Below are 17,766 nucleotides of genomic sequence, written 5' to 3' on the forward strand. Positions count from 1 at the left end.
AGGCCGGAACCACTCATCGATGCAGCTTTGTTTCGCAGATCTGCACGGAATGGAGGAACCGATGCCTGCAGACAACGCCCGCACGTTCAACGACCCTCGGGTCGTCGCCGTCTACTCGGCCACGGGGTGGCTCGACCCCGGCGAGGAGCGCAGCATCCGTCGGGTTGCCCGCGAGTGCCGCGGCGGCCGCATCGTCGACCTCGGCGTCGGCACCGGCCGCACGACGGGTCTGCTCACCTTGCTCAGTGACGACTATGTCGGCCTGGACTATGCGCCGCGCATGCTGGCGAAGGCGCGCGAACGCTTCCCCGGGGTCGACCTGCGCGACGGTGACGCGCGCCGGCTGGACGGCATACCTGATCACAGTGCGCGACTGATCATGTTCTCCTACAACGGAATCGACGCGGTCGCTCATGAGGATCGGGCCGGCGTGCTGGCCGAGATCGTGCGCGTCCTCGAGCCCGGCGGGTATGCCGTCCTGTCCAGCCTCAACCTGCACGGCCGGTCCGCGCGGCCCCGCTTCCACCGGCTGCTGTCCCGCGACGAGGGGCTGCTCACGCCCATCCGCCGAGCGCGCCGGCTGGGCCGGTCAGCGCTCAACTACCGGCGGGCCCAAAGTCACGTGCGGCGCGGCGATGGCTGGGCGCACCTTCCCCTCGACGCCCACGAATGCGGCGTGCTCGCGCACTTCTCGACGCTCTCCCGGCTGCGCGAGGAGTGGGCGACGGCAGGGCTCACCGTGGTTGCGATCTACACCGACAGGGGCCGGGACGTGACCGCCGACGAGGACAGCGACGCCGACTACTTCCACTACGTGCTGCGCGCCGCCTGATCGAGCCTGCGCAGGTGTGTAGCGGCCAGGGTGCGCATCGGGCCGCTGGCCAGCCCGGCGAGCGCACGCCATGCGCCGAGGTCGTCCGCGCCCCACTCCGAGCGCGTCCAGGTGGCCAGCAGGTCCGGCCGGCAGGATGTCGCCACCGCCCGCGACAACGCCGCGTGCACCCGATCGCGGATCTCGACCACCCCGGGCGCCATCGAGTGCGGCAGCAGCGGCCCCGGATAAGCCCGCACCGCTCCAGCCACGTCCCCCACCGCGACCATCGCCTCGACGGCCGACCAGTCGGTGGCGACCTGCACGGTCAGCCGGTAGGGCCGCGACCCGAGCACGTCATCGCCGAGCACCTTGCGCAGCCGGATCAGCTCGGCCCGCACCGTCGACTCCCCACCGTCGGATTCGTAGAGCTGACAAGCGATTTCGTCACCGCGCAGGCCATCCGGGTGCTCGGTGAGCACCGCCACGATCTCGCTGTGCCGCGGGCTCAAGACCGTATGCCGACCGCCTCCCCGGACCGTCAACGCGTCGGCTCCCAGCCCGGTGAGCTCGGTGCCGCTCGGCGGCGGGTCCGCCAGGGCGAAGCCGGCATCGGCCCGCACCAGCTCCCACTCGGCGAGGCGAGCGGCGGCCCGCAGCATCGCCATGGTCTGCGGCACCGCGATCGCGTCACCGCCGGTCACGTCGACCGCTCCGACGATGCCACCGGTGCGCAGATCACGGATCGGCACGGCGGCACACGACCAGCGGTGCACCGACTCCCGGAAGTGCTCGGCGCCGAACACCTCCACCGGCCGCCCGAGCGCGAGCGCCGTGCCCGGCGCATTGGTGCCGGCGAGCCGCTCGTCCCAGGTCGAGCCCTCGACGAAACCGATGCCCTCCGCCTGGCGCAACGCCGACCGGCTGCCCTGGACGAAGAGCAACTGACCGAGTTCGTCCGCGACCGCCATCAACGCATCGCACCGCTCGGCCGCCTGGCCGACGACATCCTGCAGCACCGGCAACGCCCGCCAGAGCGGGTGCTGCGCGCGGTGTTCCCGGAGCGCGTCCGGGTCGAACACCACCGGTGCCTCGACCTCTTCGCGGCGCACGCCCGCGGCCGACGATCGCATCCAGGATGCGGTCACCAGGGGCCGGACGGCGTGCTTCATCCCACCAGTAGAACCCGCCGCCGAACCGATGGGAAGGGTGAACGGGTGAAATCAGCCGGTATGCCGGTGTCGCTGCTGGTCGCGGGCGCGCTCGTATTCGGCGATGACCATGTCCACGACGCTCGGCCAGGACTCCTTGGGCAGCTGGGTGCGGTTGGTCTCGGTCATCCGCTCGCGCAGCGGCTCGTCCCGCCCGAGACGCACCAGCGCTTCGACCATCGCCGCGTCGTCACCGCACAGCACCCCGTTGACGCCGTCCGCGACGAACTCGGACACGCCGCTGCGCCGCGGCGCCACCACCGGCAGCCCGGTCGTGCGCGCCTCCAGCGCGGCGATGCCGAAGGCCTCGAGTTCGGCCGGCGCGATGTAGAGATCGCTGGTGCGATAGACCTCGCGCACCTCGTCCCGGGTTCGCCGCCCCGGCGCGGAGAACCACGACCTCGCGCCCTTGGCCGCCACCGCCGCCTCCAGCCGGGGTCGCAACGGCCCCTCGCCCAGCACCTCCAGCCGCAGGTCCACCTCGGGCGCGCGCCGCCTCGCCTCTGCCACGATGTCGAGCAGTTCCAGCGGTCGTTTGCGGCCGGCCAGCCGCATCGCCGACACGACCCGCACCGGGTCGCCCGTCGCGCGCACCGGCCGCTCCCCCGGCTGCCACTGGGACACGTCGATGCCGTTGGGCAGGATCGACACCGGATGCCGCGGCCCGGCCAGATCCATGATCGGCAGCGCCGCCGGCCCAGACACTGCGGACAGCGCCACGCCCTGGCGAGCCCAGCGGCCGACATACCCGAGCAGTTTGATCGGCGTGGTCATCCAGCTCTGCATGGAGTGCCAGGTGACGGCGGTCGGCAGCCCGATCTGGTCGGTCACCCGCACCGCGTCATTGGCGAAGGGCGCCACGACCCCGAGGTGGACGTGCGCGACGTCATACTGCCCGGCGACGAGCAGCCGGCGCAGCGTCGGGGGCGCGAGTGGATTGATCGGCAGTCCGCGCGGCATCGGGATCGCCAGCCGGTGCACCGGGACCCCGTCGATGAACTCGCATTCATTGCGCTTCTGGCCCGGTTCGCGGGTCGCGGTGAAGGCCGTCACCTCGTGGCCCGCCGCGCGCAGATGGCGCGCGAGGTCGTGCACCTGCACCTCGATGCCACCCAATCGCGGCAGGTAACAGTCCGAGATCAGGGCCACCTTCACGGGCTCGATGATCCCATGCGTGACAATGGCGCCGATGTCGCACACGCTCGTGGCCTTCCACGCCCACCCGGACGACGAGGCGCTGCTCACCAGCGGCACCCTCGCCAAGGCGGCCGCCGCCGGTCACCGGGTGGTCATCGTGGTGGCGACCGACGGCGCGGCCGGGCTCGCGTCGGTCGACTTCCGTGGTGACGGGCAGCTCGCGCAGCGCCGGCTGGCCGAGTTGCGGCGCAGCGCGGAGGCGCTGGGGGTCGCGGACGTCATACATCTGGGGTATGCCGACTCGGGCATGGGTCCGCAGGAAGCTCCCCCCGGCTCGTTCGTCGCGGCGCCGGTGGAGGAGGCGGCGCAGCGTCTCGCGCGGATCCTGCGCGACCAGCGTGCCGACGTGCTGATGACGTATGACGCCCAGGGTGGTTACGGCCACCGCGACCACGTGCGCGTGCACCAGGTCGGGGCCCGCGCGGCCGAACTCGCGCCGGTGCGCCGGGTGGTGCAGGCGACCGTGCCGCGCGACACGATCGTGCGGGCGCTGCGGCTGGCCCGCCGGGTCTACCGGTTCCCCGCCGACTTCGACGCGGCGGCCTTCGAGCGGGCCTTCAGCCCGCGCTCGCAGATCACCCACCGGGTCACCGTGCTGCGGCAGATCCGCGCCAAGCGCGCCTCGATGCGCGCGCACGCGTCGCAGGCCTCGGCCGATGACGGGGCCGACCGCACCCTGGCGGCCTTCCTGCGCATCCCGCGGCCGCTCTACGACCTGGTCTTCGGACGCGAGTGGTTCATCGACCCGGCCCACCGCGGCCCGGTCGCCCGTGACATCTTCGACGGGCTGCCATGACCGAGCATCCGGCCTTTCCCAGCATCGGCTGGCGGCAGGTGCTGCAGGCCCTGGTCGGCATCGCGGCCGCGGTGGCCATCATCGCCTTCGGTATGCCGTTCTTCGCGCACACCAGTTGGTCGCGGATCCTCAGTCACCTCGGCCAGGTCGGCTGGCTGGCCGGGCTCGAACTGTTCGGGCTGATGGCCTTCGGGCTGTGGTGCTACACCTTCACCCTCACCGGATCGCTGCGCGGCCTCAGCCACTCAAAAGCGTTGATTCTCAACGTTGCCGGCTCCGCGGTGAGCAACCTGCTGCCGGGCGGCGGTGCGGTGGGCGCGGCCGCGAGCTATCTGATCCTGCGGTCATGGGGTTTCGCCCGGCGCGACATCTCCACCTCGGTGATCGTCACCTCGGTGTGGAATGTGCTCGCCCGCGTCGCCATGCCGCTGCTCGGTGTCGCGGTGGTCGCCGAGGCCGGCAACGCCCTGCCCAAGGGCGTGCGCACCGGCGCCTTCGTCGGCGGCAGCACCGGCCTGGTGGTGCTGCTGGCCTTCATCGCGGTGCTGATCAGCCCGGGCGCGACCGCGCGCCTCGGCCGCATTCTGGACCGATCGATCGGCGCCCTGCTGCGCCGCACCCGCCGCGGCGCGCGCGTCAACCTCGCCGAACTGCTGGTCGACCAGCGCAGCCGCATCTCCACGGTCACCGCGCATGGCTGGCTGCCGATGACCTTCGGCGTGGTCGCCTTCCTCGGCATCTACTACCTGCTGTTCGTGCGCTGCCTGACCGCGGTCGGGGTCACCTTGTCGTGGTCGGACCTCTTCGCGGCGTATGCCGTGGGCCGGTTGCTCTCCGCGGTCGGCGTCACCCCCGGCGGACTCGGGATCACCGAAGCGGGCACGCTGGCGGTGCTGGTCGCGTGGGGAGCCGAACCCTCCAGCGCCGCCGCGGGCGTGCTGGTGTTCGCGCTCTTCTCTCACCTGCTGGAGGTGCCGATCGGCGCGCTCGGGTGGCTCGCCTGGTGGCTGTCACCGAAGGTCGAACCGAGCGACCCCTGACGGGGGGCGGGCTCCGGACGCGGGTCGAAGCGGTCGGCCCACAGCGCCGCCCACCACACCACGAGCGCGCACCCACCGGTGACGGTCACGGTCACGAAGGCGTCGAACAGATACATCGCGGCGCTCGCCCCGTTGAAGCGGTAACCGATGAGCCCGAAGATGAATAGCCACGCCCCGACCATCGCCAGGATGCTGGCGGCCAGCAGCGGCCACGGGCGGCCCGAGCTCAGCCGAGTCGTCGAACGGGCCCGCAGGGCGAGGACACCGGCGGCGCCGAGACCCAGCCAGGCCAGGCAGACGAGCGCCGCGGCATACACGTCCGAGGGCCGGTGCCAGTAGGCCGCCACCGTGCCCATGCCGATGCTGACCGCGACGAACCCGGCCGCGGCGACGGCATACGGTCGGGCGATCCGCGGGACCGCCCAGACCGAGGCGACGGCGAGGATCACCCCGGTGGTGGAGTGCCCGCTCGGCAGCGTGTTGGGGCCGGTGACCGCGTGGAAGACGTAGTTCTTCAGCACCTGGGTGGTGACCGACGCGCCCGCGATCATCACCGGGATCGCGGCGGCGACCGCCCACCGGCGCTGGATCGCCGCCAGCACCGTGCAGACCAGGGTCGCCTGGATCAGATGCGGCACCGTCACGATCGACAAGAAGAGCACCATCCGGTCGTAGCGGGCGATGGTGCCACCGACGGAGTACATGCCGAGGGTGTCCCACTGGCGGCCGGTGTAACTGTGCAGCGCGAACCGCATGAGCACCCACATCCCGGCGAGTGAGAGCAGCGCGATACCGAGCAGGTGCAGCGCGGGACGCAGCACTGAACGGTCCGGTGGGGCGGTCGGCATACCCCCTAGTGTGCGGCCTCGACCTATGCCGCACCTGTGCTTCCCCGAGGTGCTACTCCCACTCGATGGTGCCCGGCGGCTTGCTCGTCACATCGAGCACGACCCGGTTGACCTCTTCGACCTCGTTGGTGATGCGACCGGAGATCTTGGCCAGCACGTCATAGGGCAGCCGCGACCAGTCGGCCGTCATCGCATCCTCCGAGGACACCGGCCGCAGCACGATCGGGTGGCCATAGGTGCGGCCGTCACCCTGGACGCCCACCGAGCGGACGTCGGCGAGCAGCACGACCGGGCACTGCCAGATGTCGCGGTCCAACCCGGCAGCGGTCAGTTCTTCACGAGCGATCTTGTCCGCGCGGCGCAAGACGTCCAGCCGCTCCTCGGTGACCGCGCCGACGATGCGGATGCCCAGGCCGGGGCCGGGGAAGGGCTGGCGCCAGACAATCCCTTCGGGCACGCCCAGCTCGAGACCGACCTGGCGCACCTCGTCCTTGAAGAGCGACCGCAGCGGCTCGATCAGCTCGAACTGCAGGTCGTCCGGCAGGCCGCCGACATTGTGGTGGCTCTTGATGTTCGCGGCGCCCTCGCCGCCGCCGGACTCGACCACGTCGGGGTAGAGCGTGCCCTGGACCAGGAATTTCACCGGATGGCCGTCGGCCTCGGCTGAGCCGACCACCTCACGCGCCGCCCGCTCCAGGGCGCGGATGAACTCGCGGCCGATCGCCTTGCGCTTCTCTTCGGGGTCGGTCACCCCGTCGAGCGCCTCGAGGAACTGCTTCTTGGCGTCGTTGACCACCAGTTTCACCCCGGTCGCCTCGACGAAATCCTGCTCGACCTGCTCGGCCTCGCCTTCGCGCAGCAAACCGTGGTCAACGAAGACGCAGGTCAGCTGGTCCCCGACGGCCTTCTGCACCAGCGCCGCCGCGACCGAGGAGTCGACGCCACCGGAGAGCGCACACAACACCCGGTCCTCGCCGATCTGCTCGCGGACCTGCTCGACCAGGGTCTCCACGACGTTCTCGGCGGTCCAGTCGCCGGTGAGCCCGGCTCCGGCATACAGGAAGTTCTCCAGCACCCGCTGCCCGAAGGTGGAGTGCATGACCTCGGGGTGCCATTGCACGCCATACAGCTTGCGTTCGTCGTCCTCGAAGGCGGCCACGGGCGCGCCGGGCGTCGTCGCGGTCACCCGCACGCCCTCGGGCGGTGTCGAGGCGGAGTCGCCGTGGCTCATCCAGACCGACTGTTCGCTGGGCTGGCCGTTGAACAGCGTGGAGCCGGTGTCGCTGATGTTGGCCATCGTCGAGCCGTATTCGCGCAACCCGGTGCGCTCGACCTCACCGCCGAGCGCCCGCACCATCGACTGGAAGCCGTAGCAGATGCCGAAGACCGGGACGCCCGCCTCGAGCAGGGCCGGGTCGAGCGGCGGCGCGCCATCGGCATACACCGAGGACGGACCACCGGACAGGATGATCGCCGCGGGCTCGCGCGCCAGCAGCTCGGCGGCGTCGGCAGTGTGCGGGACGACTTCGCTGTAGAGGTTCGCCTCACGCACGCGGCGGGCGATCAGCTGGGCGTATTGCGCACCGAAGTCGAGGACCAGAACGGGGTGGTCTTGCAAGGGGGACGTCACGCGCCCAGGGTAGTCGGCTGCCGCCGCTCGCCTTCCACGCCGGCCAGCGTCCGCTCGACGTCGGCGGCCATCTTCCGCTCCACCCAGAAGGACAGGAACGGCACGCAGCCCGCGAGCATCACCAGGACCATTTTCCCGAGCGGCCACCGCACCTTGAACGCGAGGTTGGCCACGGCAGCGACATACGCGAGGAAGAGCAGACCGTGCGGCTGCGGCCACCAAGCGAGCGCCTTGTTGTCGAAGCCGTAGTTGAGGATCACCTCGGCGACCATGAGCAGCAGGCCGATGCCCACGAGGATCGCGGTGACCTTGAAGAGCGTGAGCGCGCGGCGCACGCTGTCGGGTTCGATCAGGTCGGTCTGGGTCATGAGGAGGTCGTCTCCGTATGCCGGGTGCTGCGGTCGGCGTCCATTGTCACCTGCTCGGCTGTGCTGCTGTCCGGCTGGTCCCCCGGGGTGTCCGCCGTCGCGTTTCCGGCGGCGCGACGGCGGAGTCCGTCGCGGTAGTCGTCACGGACCATGCGCCACCAGATGTAGACCGCGAAGAGCGCGAACACCCACCACTGCAGGGCGTAACCGAGGTTGCGGATCTGCAGCCCGCTCACCGCCGGGCGCGGCGGCGGGAACGGCTGCACCGGCGCGACGGTCACCGCGGGGCGCTCAGCTGTCATGAAGACGAAGGCGTTGTAGAACGAGCCGCCCCAGGCCGAGAGAAGTTCGGCCAGGTTCACCGTGCTGAGTTGCCCAGGCGGGGATTGTTCGCTGGCCGGGGATTCCCCGGGTGCGAGGGCGCCGTCCAGCGTCACCTGAGCGCTCGTCGGAGCCGGTATGCCGGAGGTCGTGGTGACGAAGCCGCGCACGATCGGGATCGTCGCTCCGGTCGAGGCGACCCGGAAGCCGGTGACCACCCAGTAGCCCTGACGGCCCTGGTAGAGCCGCCCGCTGACCAGCACCTGCTGGCCGGGGTTGTAGCGGCCACGCACCGTGACCTTGCGCAGCGACCCGTCCTTCGGGAATGGCTGGTGCGGCGTGACGATCTGCTCGAGGGCGACGCGCGGCCGGTCGGTGGTCTTCTCGGCGGCGCGGGTGCCCTTGTCGCGGGCGACATTGAGCTGCCACAGGCCGAGCAGGCTGAAGGAGACTACGATGACGACGAGGACCGCGAAAAGCCCCAGCCAGCGGGGCTTGAGCGCGGTCCGGAGCATGGCGTCCAGCCTACGTCGGCCCGTTCCCCCGACCCCGGCCGCTCCCACGACACCCGTAGTAGAGGAATCCGGCGGCTATAGCGACCGCCGCCCGCGTCCGCTCCCACGACACCCGTAGTAAAGGAATCCGGCGGCTATAGCGACCGCCGCCCGCGACCGGCATACGACTCAGGTCGGCAAGCCGCCGCACATCTGCAGCGCGAGCACGACCTGGCGCATGAAGGCGTCCGGCTGCAGCCGCAACCCCATCAGCGGGATGCGCAGCACCCGATTCTCTTGCAGGACAACGTGATTCTGACGCAACGCGTCGTTGATCGGGTTCAGCCCCTCACCGTGGTGGATGCCGTCGATCTCCACCACCAGGCCGCATGGCCAGCGCACATCGAGGTAGACGCGGCCGTTCGGCCCGTGGCAGAGCGCCTGTCGTTCCGGCTCCGGCAGGCCGTACTCGCGACAGAGCTGGGCGAAGTCCAACTCACCCATCGACTGCGCTCCATTGCCGATGTCGAAGGCCATCTGTTGGATGAAGGCGCGCCGAGCGCGGGTCCGCGTCGACGCCGCCGCCGCCATGAGTTGCTCGCCGCTCAGCAGGCGCTGCTGCACCGCCATCACCATCACGAGTGCCGCCTGCGCGTTCGAACGCGCCCAGCCGGCCGCTCTGATCGCCGCCACCCCGACGCCCACGCACGGCAGCGGCCCACCGTCGAGTTCGCCCTCGGTGCGCCGGTTGATGTTGTGCACCAGGACCCCGGGCACCTCCAGGCGCGCCTCGAACCGCGGCACCGAGACGTGCACGAGTTCGTCATCGAAATTGCTGAGCCCGGCCGCCGCGAGCGCGGTCACACCATCGAGCGCCGCCGTGCGCCCGACCTCGAGCACGGCATGCCACCAGGTCGTGTCGTCGCCGTGCATCGACGGGATGGCCGCGACGGTCTGCGCGCCGCGCACCTCCCAGCGGTGGGCGTCGAGCTCGGCCCGGATTGCGGCGCGGCTCACCGCCAGTTCAGCCAACTGTCGGCGCGACACCAAGCCGCCCTGACATCGCGCCACTGCCTCGACTCGGGCCCGCCGCGCCAGTCGTTCGTCTCTCGTGGTCATCGCCCCAGGGTTGGGCAATCACGGGTCGCGCCGCGGGGCGCGAACGCAACCTGTGGATAACCCCGGGCGGCGGCCCGGCGGCTATAACCACCGGATTCCTCTACTACGGGTGTCGTATGCCGGCGGCTGGCCGGCCGCTATAACCGCCGGATTCCTTTACTACGGGTGTAGGGCGTCAGGAGACCGCCGGCATACCGAGCGGCACCGTGTGACCCGACACCCGGCCGGCGAGCCCAGGCACCCGTCCCGGCCGGGGCTCGAACCGGCGATAGGGCTCGCCCTGCGCGGGTCGCTCGTCGACTTCTCCCTTGGCCGGCCACATCGACATCGCCCGCTCAGCCTGCGCGGTGATCGTGAGCGAGGGGTTGACGCCGAGGTTGGCCGACACCGCCGTGCCGTCGACGATGTGCAGGCCGGGATAACCCCACACCCGGTGGTAGGCGTCGATCACACCGGTCTCCGGCGACTCCGAGATCGGCGCGCCACCGAGGAAGTGCGCCGTCAGCGGTATGCCGAAGATCTCGCCCCACGTGCCACCCGGGATCGCCGTGACGCCACCCATCTCGGTGAGTCGCGCGGCAATGGCGCGAATTGCCTTGTGCCCGTTGGGAATCCACGAGGGGTTGGGTCGACCGTGACCCTGCGTGCTGGTCAGCCGCAGCTTGCCGAACCGCTTGCGCGCCGACACGGTGATCGAGTTGTCGAGGTTCTGCATCACGAGGGCGATGATCGTCCGCTCGCTCCACCGCGGCCCGAAGGCCGCACGCAGGTTGGTGATCGGCGCCTTGACGAAGTCCACCGTGAAGGATCCGAGGCGACCCGGCAGGGCCTTGTCACCCGGCACGAGCAGCGTCGACAGCAACCCCATGAGGTTGGACCCCGGGCCGTAGCGCACGTTCTCGACGTGGGTGGTGTCGTCGACATGGAAGGAGGTGGTGATCGCGACGCCCTTGGCGATATCCATCGACGGCGGCACCTTGGCCGCGGCCGCACCACCGAGCGCCTCGGAGTTGGTGCGGGTGAGCACACCGAGCCGATCGGACATCCGCGGCAGGCGACCCTGCGCGACGATCGTGTGCAGCAACGTCTGGGTGCCCCAGGTGCCCGCCGCAAGCACCACCTGTCCGGCCGTCACGCTGCGTCGATCCTTCTTCAGCCAGGCGCCCGAGGTCTCGGTGGTGACGCGGAAACCGTTGTCTCCCAATGCTTCCAGGTCGACCACCGTGCGCATCGGCTCGATCCGCACCCCCAGCCGCTCGGCGAGCGCAAGGTAGTTCTTCATCAGCGTGTTCTTGGCACCGACGCGACAGCCGACCATGCAGTTGCCGCACTCGGTGCAGCCGGTGCGGGCCGGGCCCTCACCGCCGAAGTAGGGATCGGGCACCTGCTGGCCCGGCTCGCCGAAGAAGACCCCGACGGGCGTATGCCGGAAGCTGTCCTCGACTCCCAGATCGCGCGCGGCTTCGCGCATCAGCCGTTCAACCGGCCCATTGATGGTGTTGTCGACCACGCCGAGCATCTGCGAGGCGACCTCGTAGTGCGGGCTGAGCTCTTCCTCCCAGTCGGTGATATTGGCCCATTGCGGGTCCTTGAAGAACGGGCCGGTGGGTTTGTAGAGCGTGTTCGCGTAGTTGAGCGAGCCACCTCCGACACCGGCGCCGGCCAGGATCATCACATCGGGCAGCTTGTGAATCCGTTGCACGCCAAAGCATTTCAGCGCCGGCGCCCACAGATAGCTGCGCACTCGCCACGAGGTCTTGGCGAAGTCGGCATCCTCGAACCGGCGACCGGCCTCATAGACCAGCACCGAGTAGCCCTTCTCGGCCAATCGCAGCGCACTCACCGCGCCGCCGAAGCCGGAGCCGACGACAACGACGTCGTAGTCAACAGTGGTCATGACAGCCGTCCCATCTTCATCGCTCGCATGCTCGTGGTCATCAGCTTCGCCCAGGATTTCTCGGTGAGCGGTTTGCGCACCTCGAAGCCCATGAGGTGCTGCACGGTGACGTTCTGGCTCTCGGTGTACTTCAAGATGCCCTCGGCGCCGTGCCGGCGGCCGAGCCCGGAATCGCCCATGCCGCCCATCGGTGAACCGTTGCTCGCCCACGCGGCGGCATACCCCTCGTTGACGTTGACCGTGCCGGCGTGGATCGCCTCACCCAGGCGCCGGCCGCGGCGCAGGTCACCGGTCCACACCGAGGCGTTGAGGCCGTAGGGCGAGGCGTTGGCGAGCTGGATCGCTTCGGCGTCGCTGCTCACCGGGTGCACCGCCACCACCGGGCCGAAGGTCTCGTCGCCGAAGCACGCCATACCCTCGGTGACTCCGGCGAGCACGGTCGGCTCGTAGACCCACGGGCCGATGTCCGGGCGGGCCTTGCCGCCGGTGAGCACCTGGGCGCCCTTGATGCGAGCGTCCTCGACATGCGCCTCGACCCGCTCGAGCTGTTCGGGGCTGATGAGCGAGCCCATGTCGTAGCCCCAGTCCAATGCGGTGCCGATCCGCATCTGCTGCACCCGCTCGACGAACGCGGCGGTGAACTTGTCGGCGATCTTCTCGTGCACATAGAGGCGCTCGATCGAGATGCACAGCTGCCCCGCGGAGGAGAAGCACGACCGCACGGCGCATTCCGCCGCTCGGTCGATGTCGGCGTCGTCAGCGACATACATCGGGTTCTTGCCACCGAGCTCGAGCGAGGCGCCGACCAGGCGTTCGGCAGCCCGCGCCGCGACGGTGCGCCCGGTCTTGGTCGAGCCGGTGAACATCACATAGTCACCACGGTCCAGCACCGCCTGACCCACCGTCGAACCGCTGCCCAGCACCACCTGCAGCAAGCCCTCGGGCAAGCCGGCCTCGTCGAAGAGCTCGACCGCCCGCAGCGCCGTCAGCGCAGCCTTCTGGTCGGGGCGCAGCACGACGGCGTTGCCCGCCAGCAGCGCAGGGATCGCGTCGGTGATCGACATCGACAGCGGGTAGTTCCACGGGCCGACGATGCCGACGACGCCCTTCGGGTGATGCAGTTCGCGCGACTGGCTGAGCACCGGAATCGCGCCGAGGTGACGTCGCGGCTTGAGATAGCTGGACGCCTTGCGGGCGTAATGCCGGCACACGCCCGCGGTGTCGAGCACCTCATCGAAGGCGTGCCGGCGGGCCTTGCCCGACTCCAGTTGGATGAGGTCGAGCAGTTCGTCCTGGTGCTGCAACACCAGGTCGTGCAAGCGCAGCAGAACCGCCGAGCGCGTGCGCAGCGGGGTGCGCGCCCACCGCTGCTGCGCCGTCCGCGCCGCGCGATAGGCGACCTCGACGTTCTCGACCGTGCTGGTCGGCAAGGTGGCGAGCACCGAGCCGTCCATCGGCGTGATGCACTCCTGCGTGGGCGCCGACGGGGAGGCCACGACGCGACGGGCGAGCCGCGCGGCCAGGCCGGGCGGCACGGCATACCGCGAGGAGGAGGTCCGGGGAGGTGAGCTGACTGCCTGGGTCATTACTCCAGAGTAAGCAGAGTGACCCACCCTGTGGGCCAAGTCACAAAAGTTGTCTCATCAGCTGTGCTGGTAGGGCGCGACGACGACTTCGACCCGCTGGAACTCCTTGAGATCGGAGTATCCGGTGGTCGCCATCGACCGCCGCAGCGCACCGACCAGGTTGCTCGTGCCGTCGGCGCTGGCCGCCGGGCCGGTGAGGATCTCCTGGAGCGAGCCGACGGTGCCGACCTCGACGCGTTCGCCCCGCGGCAGTTGCGGGTGGTGTGCCTCTGCGCCCCAGTGAAATCCGCGCCCGGGCGCGTCGGTCGCGCGCGCGAGCGCCGCTCCCAGCATCACCGCGTCCGCGCCGCAGGCGACCGCCTTGACGACATCTCCGCTCGTGCCCATGCCGCCGTCGGCGATCACGTGCACATAGCGTCCGCCGGTCTCGTCCATATAGTCCCGGCGCGCAGCCGCGACGTCGGCGACGGCGGACGCCATCGGAGCATGTATGCCGAGTGCTCGCCTCGTCGTGTGCGCCGCTCCCCCGCCGAAGCCGACGAGGACACCGGCGGCTCCGGTGCGCATCAGGTGCAGCGCCGCGGTGTAGGTCGCGACCCCGCCGACGATGACCGGCACGTCGAGCTCGTAGATGAATCGCTTGAGGTTGAGCGGTTCGGCGCGGCCGGAGACATGCTCGGCGGACACGGTGGTGCCGCGGATGACGAAAATGTCGACCCCGGCATCGACGACGGTCCGCCACAACTCCTGGGTGCGTTGCGGCGTGAGCGCTCCCGCCACGACGACACCGGCATCGCGAATCTCCTTGAGCCGCAAGGTGATCAGGTCCTCGCGGATCGGCTCGGAGTAGATCTCGCGCATCCGCCGGGTCGACTCGGCCGGGTCGAGACCGGCGATCTCGGCGAGCAGCGGCTCGGGGCTTTCGTAACGGGTCCACAGGCCCTCGAGGTCGAGCACCGGCAGACCGCCGAGCTGGCCGAAGGCGATGGCGCTCGCCGGGGACATCACCGAGTCCATCGGCGCCGCGACCACGGGCAGCTCGAAATGGTAGGCGTCGATCTGCCAGGCGGTGGAGACCTCTTCGGGGTCTCGGGTGCGTCGCGAGGGCACGATCGCCACGTCGTCGAAGGAAAAGGCCCGGCGGCCGCGCTTGCCCCGGCCGATCTCGATCTCAGTCACCGGTGGAGCCTATCGGCCGCCGCCGACGGTGAGCCGCCCTGCCGCGCGGCGGCGGTCGCGATAGCCGCCGGATTCCTCTACTACGGGTGTCGTATGCCGAGCTCGGGCGGCGGTCGCGATAGCCGCCGGATTCCTCTACTACGGGTGTGGTGGCGTCAGGCTCCGCATTCGCGCGATGTCGGCCCGCAGAAGGTCACCGGGGCGTTGCCGTCGCCCGTCAGCAGCAGGTTGCTCACCATGTCCTGGCGCAGCCGCAACGTGCTGGCCGTGCCGACCTTCGGCGCAGGCTGCGAGCGCTCCCACGCCGGTCCGGTGGTGAAGCTGGTCAGCACGATCGGCATGACTCGGGTGCCGTCGGCGAGCACGCGCTCCTTGGCCGGCTGCAAGCGGTAGGTCGCGACCCACCCGTTGGTGCAGCACCCGGAGTCGACGCGCTCGGTGGCTGTGCCGTCGGCCCGCACCGTGAGCATGCGGGTGTGGCCGTACCACGCACGCGTCCACACGGCCGGCACGGCATACGCCGATGTCGACTGCGTGGCGGTGGCCGACGGGGGCGAACTCGTCGGCGCGGGCACGACCACCGTGGTGGTCTCGGTGGCCGTTGGTGCGGGCGCGGTGACCGTCGAGGTCGACGTCGGCGCCGGCGCCGCAGCGCTCGAGGAGTCGGCCCCGCTCGACGCCGGCGTGCTCACCGAACTCGTCGACGTGCTCGAGCTCGTCGTCGCCGGGCCGGTGGTCACCTCGGTGTTGCAGGCGGTCACGCTCAGCCCGATCACCCCGGCGATCAGCAGCTTCTTCACCATGGTCTTCATCCCCCTCGGTATGCCGACCGCCTCACCCTGAGGCGGCCTGTTGCCTTGCCGAGAAGTCTGTCGGCGACGCTCTTCGGCCGCCATCAGACCCGGGTGGAAGTTCGGCCGGAATCGGCCTACGACCGGGTCCCAGCTGTGCCGGGTCAGCCGGAGTAGTTCGGCGCCTCGACGATGCCCTGCACGTCGTGCGGGTGGGACTCCTTCAGCCCGGCGGTGGTGATCCGGATGAACTGACCGCGCTCCTGCAACTCGGGGATGGTGCGCGCCCCGACATAGAACATCGACTGGTGCAGGCCGCCGACCAGCTGGTGCAGCACGCTGCCGAGCGGCCCGCGATAGGGCACCCGACCCTCGATGCCCTCGGGCACCAACTCGTCGTCGGAGGCGACATCGGCCTGGAAGTAGCGGTCCTTGGAGAAGGACTTCTTGCCGCGCGAGGCCATCGCCCCGAGCGAGCCCATGCCGCGGTAGGTCTTGAACTGCTTGCCGTTGATGAGCATCAGGTCGCCGGGTGATTCCTCGCAGCCGGCGAAGAGCGAGCCGATCATCACCGTGGACGCACCGGCGACCAGAGCCTTGGCGATGTCACCGGAGTGCTGCAGACCGCCGTCGCCGATGACCGGCACGCCGGCCGGGCCACACGCCTGGGCGGCTTCGTAGATCGCGGTCACCTGCGGCACGCCGACGCCGGCGACGACCCGGGTGGTGCAGATCGAGCCCGGCCCGACGCCGACCTTGACCGCGTCCACCCCGGCGTCCACCAGGGCCTGCGCGCCGGCCCGGGTGGCGACATTGCCGCCGATGACCTGCACGTAGCGGGTGGCCGGGTCGGACTTGAGCTTCTTGATCATGTCGAGCATGAGCCGGGCGTGACCATTGGCGACATCCGGCACGAGGATGTCGACACCGGCCTCGACCAGGCGGGCGGCGCGGTCCCAGGCGTCACCGAAATAGCCGATGGCCGCCGCGACGAGCAGGCGGCCCTGGTCGTCCTTGGTGGCGTGCGGGAACTGCTCGGACTTCACGAAGTCCTTCACCGTGATCAGCCCGGCGAGGGTGCCGTCGTCGTTGAGCAACGGCAGTCGCTCACGCTTGTGGCGGCGCAACAGGGTCGTCGCGTCGTCCCGGCTGATGCCGACCGGCGCGGTGACCAACGGCATCGGGGTCATCATCTCGTGCACGCGCGTCGTGGCCCATTCCGCGACGGGCGTGAAGCGCAGGTCGCGGTTGGTGATGATGCCGATGAGCTTCTGGTCGGCGTCGACCACCGGCAGCCCGGAGACGCGGTAACGGCCGCACAACTGGTCGAGCTCCTCCAAGGTGGCGTCCGGCCCGATCGTCACCGGGTTGGAGATGATGCCGGTCTGGGTGCGCTTGACCAGGTCGACCTGCTCGGCCTGATCGTCGATCGACAGATTGCGGTGCAGCACACCGATGCCGCCCTGCCGGGCCATCGCGATCGCCATCCGGGCTTCGGTGACGGTGTCCATGGCGGCGGACACGACGGGGACCCGGATCGTCAGTTCGCGAGTGAGCTGGGCAGTGGTGTCGACCTCGCTGGGCACGACATCGGTCTCGCCGGGCAGCAGGAGCACATCGTCATAGGTCAGGCCGAGCTGACCGAAGTGGCCGGGGACGTCGAACGCGGAGGAGGCAGGCGACATACATCAAGGATAGGAGCCCGCCGCCGGTGCTCCGACCACGGCCGGATGTGGCTCAGCGAGCGGCCGGGTCGGGCACGACCATCCGCGACGGCCTGGCGGCCTGTGTCGGCACCGACGGTGTGACGCGGTCCGACTCGCCGGTGGGCTTCACCGGCGGACTCGGGCGGCCGCGCGTCACCGAGCTCGATGGGGTCGGCACGAGCGACCGGCTCGGGTTGGGCCCGGTCTCCTTGGACGACGACGGCGAGGACGTCGGGGTGCTCGTGCTGGTCGGCGACGGAGTCCGGCTCGGCGGAGCCGGAGTGGTCGTCGGGGTGCTCGTCGGGGCCGGAGTCGTCGGCTGCGGCAGCGGCGAGGTCGGCACGGTCGTCGGCGCGGTGGCCGAGGACGACGGCACGCGTGCGGACGTCGAGGTGCCCGGCAGGCCCACGCCGCCCCGCGTCGGCGTCCAACTGGAGCGCGGCGACCACGGGGTCTCGCGGGTCGCCGAAGCGGTCGGCGTCGCGGTGGCCGCGGAACTGCCCGGTGCGGTGTGCGAGGAGGTTGCCGTGCCGCTGCCCGCCGGTGCGCTGGCCCGGCTCGTCGGCGCGCCCGGGCGCGGGCTATCGCCCGGCTGCGGTGTCGCATCGGAGCCGAAGACGAGCAGTCGCGTCGCCTGGCCGAGCTGGCGCAGCACCGGCACCTGGGTGCCGGACACCGCGGCGGCGACTCCGCCCATCGACAGCGTGCCCAGGGCGATCAACGCCGCAGCGCCGACGCGCACGCTGCCGCGCCGGGTGCCGCGGGCATAGCG

At 70.5% G+C, this 17,766-nt stretch carries 17 protein-coding genes; 5 read left to right on the forward strand and 12 right to left on the reverse strand.

Translation table 11 applies throughout. The features are described from left to right. Window positions 1-61: 61 nt before the first annotated feature. A complete protein-coding gene (locus tag G9U51_RS12635; RefSeq protein ID WP_166197292.1) occupies window positions 62-832 on the forward strand; it encodes a class I SAM-dependent methyltransferase in 771 nt (256 codons plus the stop codon). Here the strand turns inward: G9U51_RS12635 and G9U51_RS12640 are convergent. Together G9U51_RS12640 and G9U51_RS12645 are read right to left on the reverse strand one after the other, a co-directional pair. Continuing rightward, window positions 811-1,983: a sigma-54-dependent transcriptional regulator family protein gene (locus G9U51_RS12640; protein WP_166197293.1), complete on the reverse strand. Its 1,173-nt coding sequence runs from the start codon at window positions 1,981-1,983 to the stop codon at window positions 811-813. The genes G9U51_RS12635 and G9U51_RS12640 overlap by 22 nt on opposite strands. A gap of 51 nt (window positions 1,984-2,034) precedes the next feature. Beyond that, a complete protein-coding gene (locus G9U51_RS12645) occupies window positions 2,035-3,177 on the reverse strand; it encodes a glycosyltransferase family 4 protein (RefSeq protein WP_166197294.1) in 1,143 nt (380 codons plus the stop codon). 34 nt (window positions 3,178-3,211) lie between these two features. Here G9U51_RS12645 and G9U51_RS12650 point away from each other — a divergent pair, with 34 nt between their 5' ends. Next, complete coding sequence (locus G9U51_RS12650) at window positions 3,212-4,015, forward strand: PIG-L deacetylase family protein (RefSeq protein WP_407941440.1); 804 nt, start codon at window positions 3,212-3,214, stop codon at window positions 4,013-4,015. After that, window positions 4,012-5,055: a lysylphosphatidylglycerol synthase transmembrane domain-containing protein gene (locus G9U51_RS12655; RefSeq protein ID WP_166197295.1), complete on the forward strand. Its 1,044-nt coding sequence runs from the start codon at window positions 4,012-4,014 to the stop codon at window positions 5,053-5,055. The genes G9U51_RS12650 and G9U51_RS12655 overlap by 4 nt, the downstream gene beginning before the upstream one ends. On the opposite strand, the gene G9U51_RS12660 is transcribed toward G9U51_RS12655, so the two are convergent. The 9 genes from G9U51_RS12660 to G9U51_RS12700 all read right to left on the reverse strand — a co-directional run bounded on the left by G9U51_RS12660 (window position 4,974) and on the right by G9U51_RS12700 (window position 14,967). Further along, the gene (locus G9U51_RS12660; protein ID WP_166197296.1) at window positions 4,974-5,903 is read right to left on the reverse strand and encodes a phosphatase PAP2 family protein; all 930 of its coding nucleotides are present in this window, start codon (window positions 5,901-5,903) and stop codon (window positions 4,974-4,976) included. The genes G9U51_RS12655 and G9U51_RS12660 overlap by 82 nt on opposite strands. Window positions 5,904-5,955: 52 nt before the next feature. Next, complete coding sequence (guaA, locus tag G9U51_RS12665; RefSeq protein ID WP_166197297.1) at window positions 5,956-7,533, reverse strand: glutamine-hydrolyzing GMP synthase; 1,578 nt, start codon at window positions 7,531-7,533, stop codon at window positions 5,956-5,958. Further along, the gene (locus G9U51_RS12670) at window positions 7,530-7,901 is read right to left on the reverse strand and encodes a DUF3817 domain-containing protein (RefSeq protein ID WP_166197298.1); all 372 of its coding nucleotides are present in this window, start codon (window positions 7,899-7,901) and stop codon (window positions 7,530-7,532) included. Before G9U51_RS12670 ends, guaA begins: the two co-directional genes overlap by 4 nt. After that, window positions 7,898-8,737, reverse strand: coding sequence for an SURF1 family protein (locus G9U51_RS12675; RefSeq protein WP_166197299.1), 840 nt, complete (start codon window positions 8,735-8,737; stop codon window positions 7,898-7,900). The genes G9U51_RS12670 and G9U51_RS12675 overlap by 4 nt, the downstream gene beginning before the upstream one ends. Window positions 8,738-8,905: 168 nt before the next feature. Beyond that, the gene (locus tag G9U51_RS12680) at window positions 8,906-9,835 is read right to left on the reverse strand and encodes a hypothetical protein (RefSeq protein WP_166197300.1); all 930 of its coding nucleotides are present in this window, start codon (window positions 9,833-9,835) and stop codon (window positions 8,906-8,908) included. Between the two features lie 175 nt (window positions 9,836-10,010). Then, a complete protein-coding gene (locus tag G9U51_RS12685; protein WP_166197301.1) occupies window positions 10,011-11,732 on the reverse strand; it encodes a GMC family oxidoreductase in 1,722 nt (573 codons plus the stop codon). Continuing rightward, window positions 11,729-13,318, reverse strand: coding sequence for a succinic semialdehyde dehydrogenase (locus tag G9U51_RS12690; RefSeq protein WP_166197302.1), 1,590 nt, complete (start codon window positions 13,316-13,318; stop codon window positions 11,729-11,731). Before G9U51_RS12690 ends, G9U51_RS12685 begins: the two co-directional genes overlap by 4 nt. 57 nt (window positions 13,319-13,375) lie before the next feature. Continuing rightward, on the reverse strand, window positions 13,376-14,497 hold the full coding sequence (locus tag G9U51_RS12695) for a GuaB3 family IMP dehydrogenase-related protein (RefSeq protein WP_166197303.1): 1,122 nt from the start codon (window positions 14,495-14,497) through the stop codon (window positions 13,376-13,378). A 155-nt stretch (window positions 14,498-14,652) separates the two neighbouring features. Further along, window positions 14,653-14,967: a hypothetical protein gene (locus G9U51_RS12700; protein WP_166197304.1), complete on the reverse strand. Its 315-nt coding sequence runs from the start codon at window positions 14,965-14,967 to the stop codon at window positions 14,653-14,655. On the opposite strand from G9U51_RS12700, the gene G9U51_RS12705 reads away from it, so the two are divergent. Beyond that, on the forward strand, window positions 14,966-15,340 hold the full coding sequence (locus G9U51_RS12705) for a hypothetical protein (protein WP_166197305.1): 375 nt from the start codon (window positions 14,966-14,968) through the stop codon (window positions 15,338-15,340). The genes G9U51_RS12700 and G9U51_RS12705 overlap by 2 nt on opposite strands. A gap of 112 nt (window positions 15,341-15,452) precedes the next feature. Here G9U51_RS12705 and guaB read toward each other — a convergent pair whose 3' ends face one another. Then, window positions 15,453-16,973, reverse strand: coding sequence for an IMP dehydrogenase (gene guaB / locus G9U51_RS12710; RefSeq protein WP_166197306.1), 1,521 nt, complete (start codon window positions 16,971-16,973; stop codon window positions 15,453-15,455). A 26-nt stretch (window positions 16,974-16,999) separates the two neighbouring features. On the opposite strand from guaB, the gene G9U51_RS12715 reads away from it, so the two are divergent. Beyond that, on the forward strand, window positions 17,000-17,764 hold the full coding sequence (locus G9U51_RS12715; RefSeq protein WP_166197307.1) for a hypothetical protein: 765 nt from the start codon (window positions 17,000-17,002) through the stop codon (window positions 17,762-17,764). The last annotated feature ends 2 nt before the right edge of the window (window positions 17,765-17,766 follow it).

Origin of the sequence: Metallococcus carri (assembly GCF_011440275.1) — a bacterium.
GTDB lineage: Bacteria > Actinomycetota > Actinomycetes > Actinomycetales > Dermatophilaceae > Metallococcus > Metallococcus carri.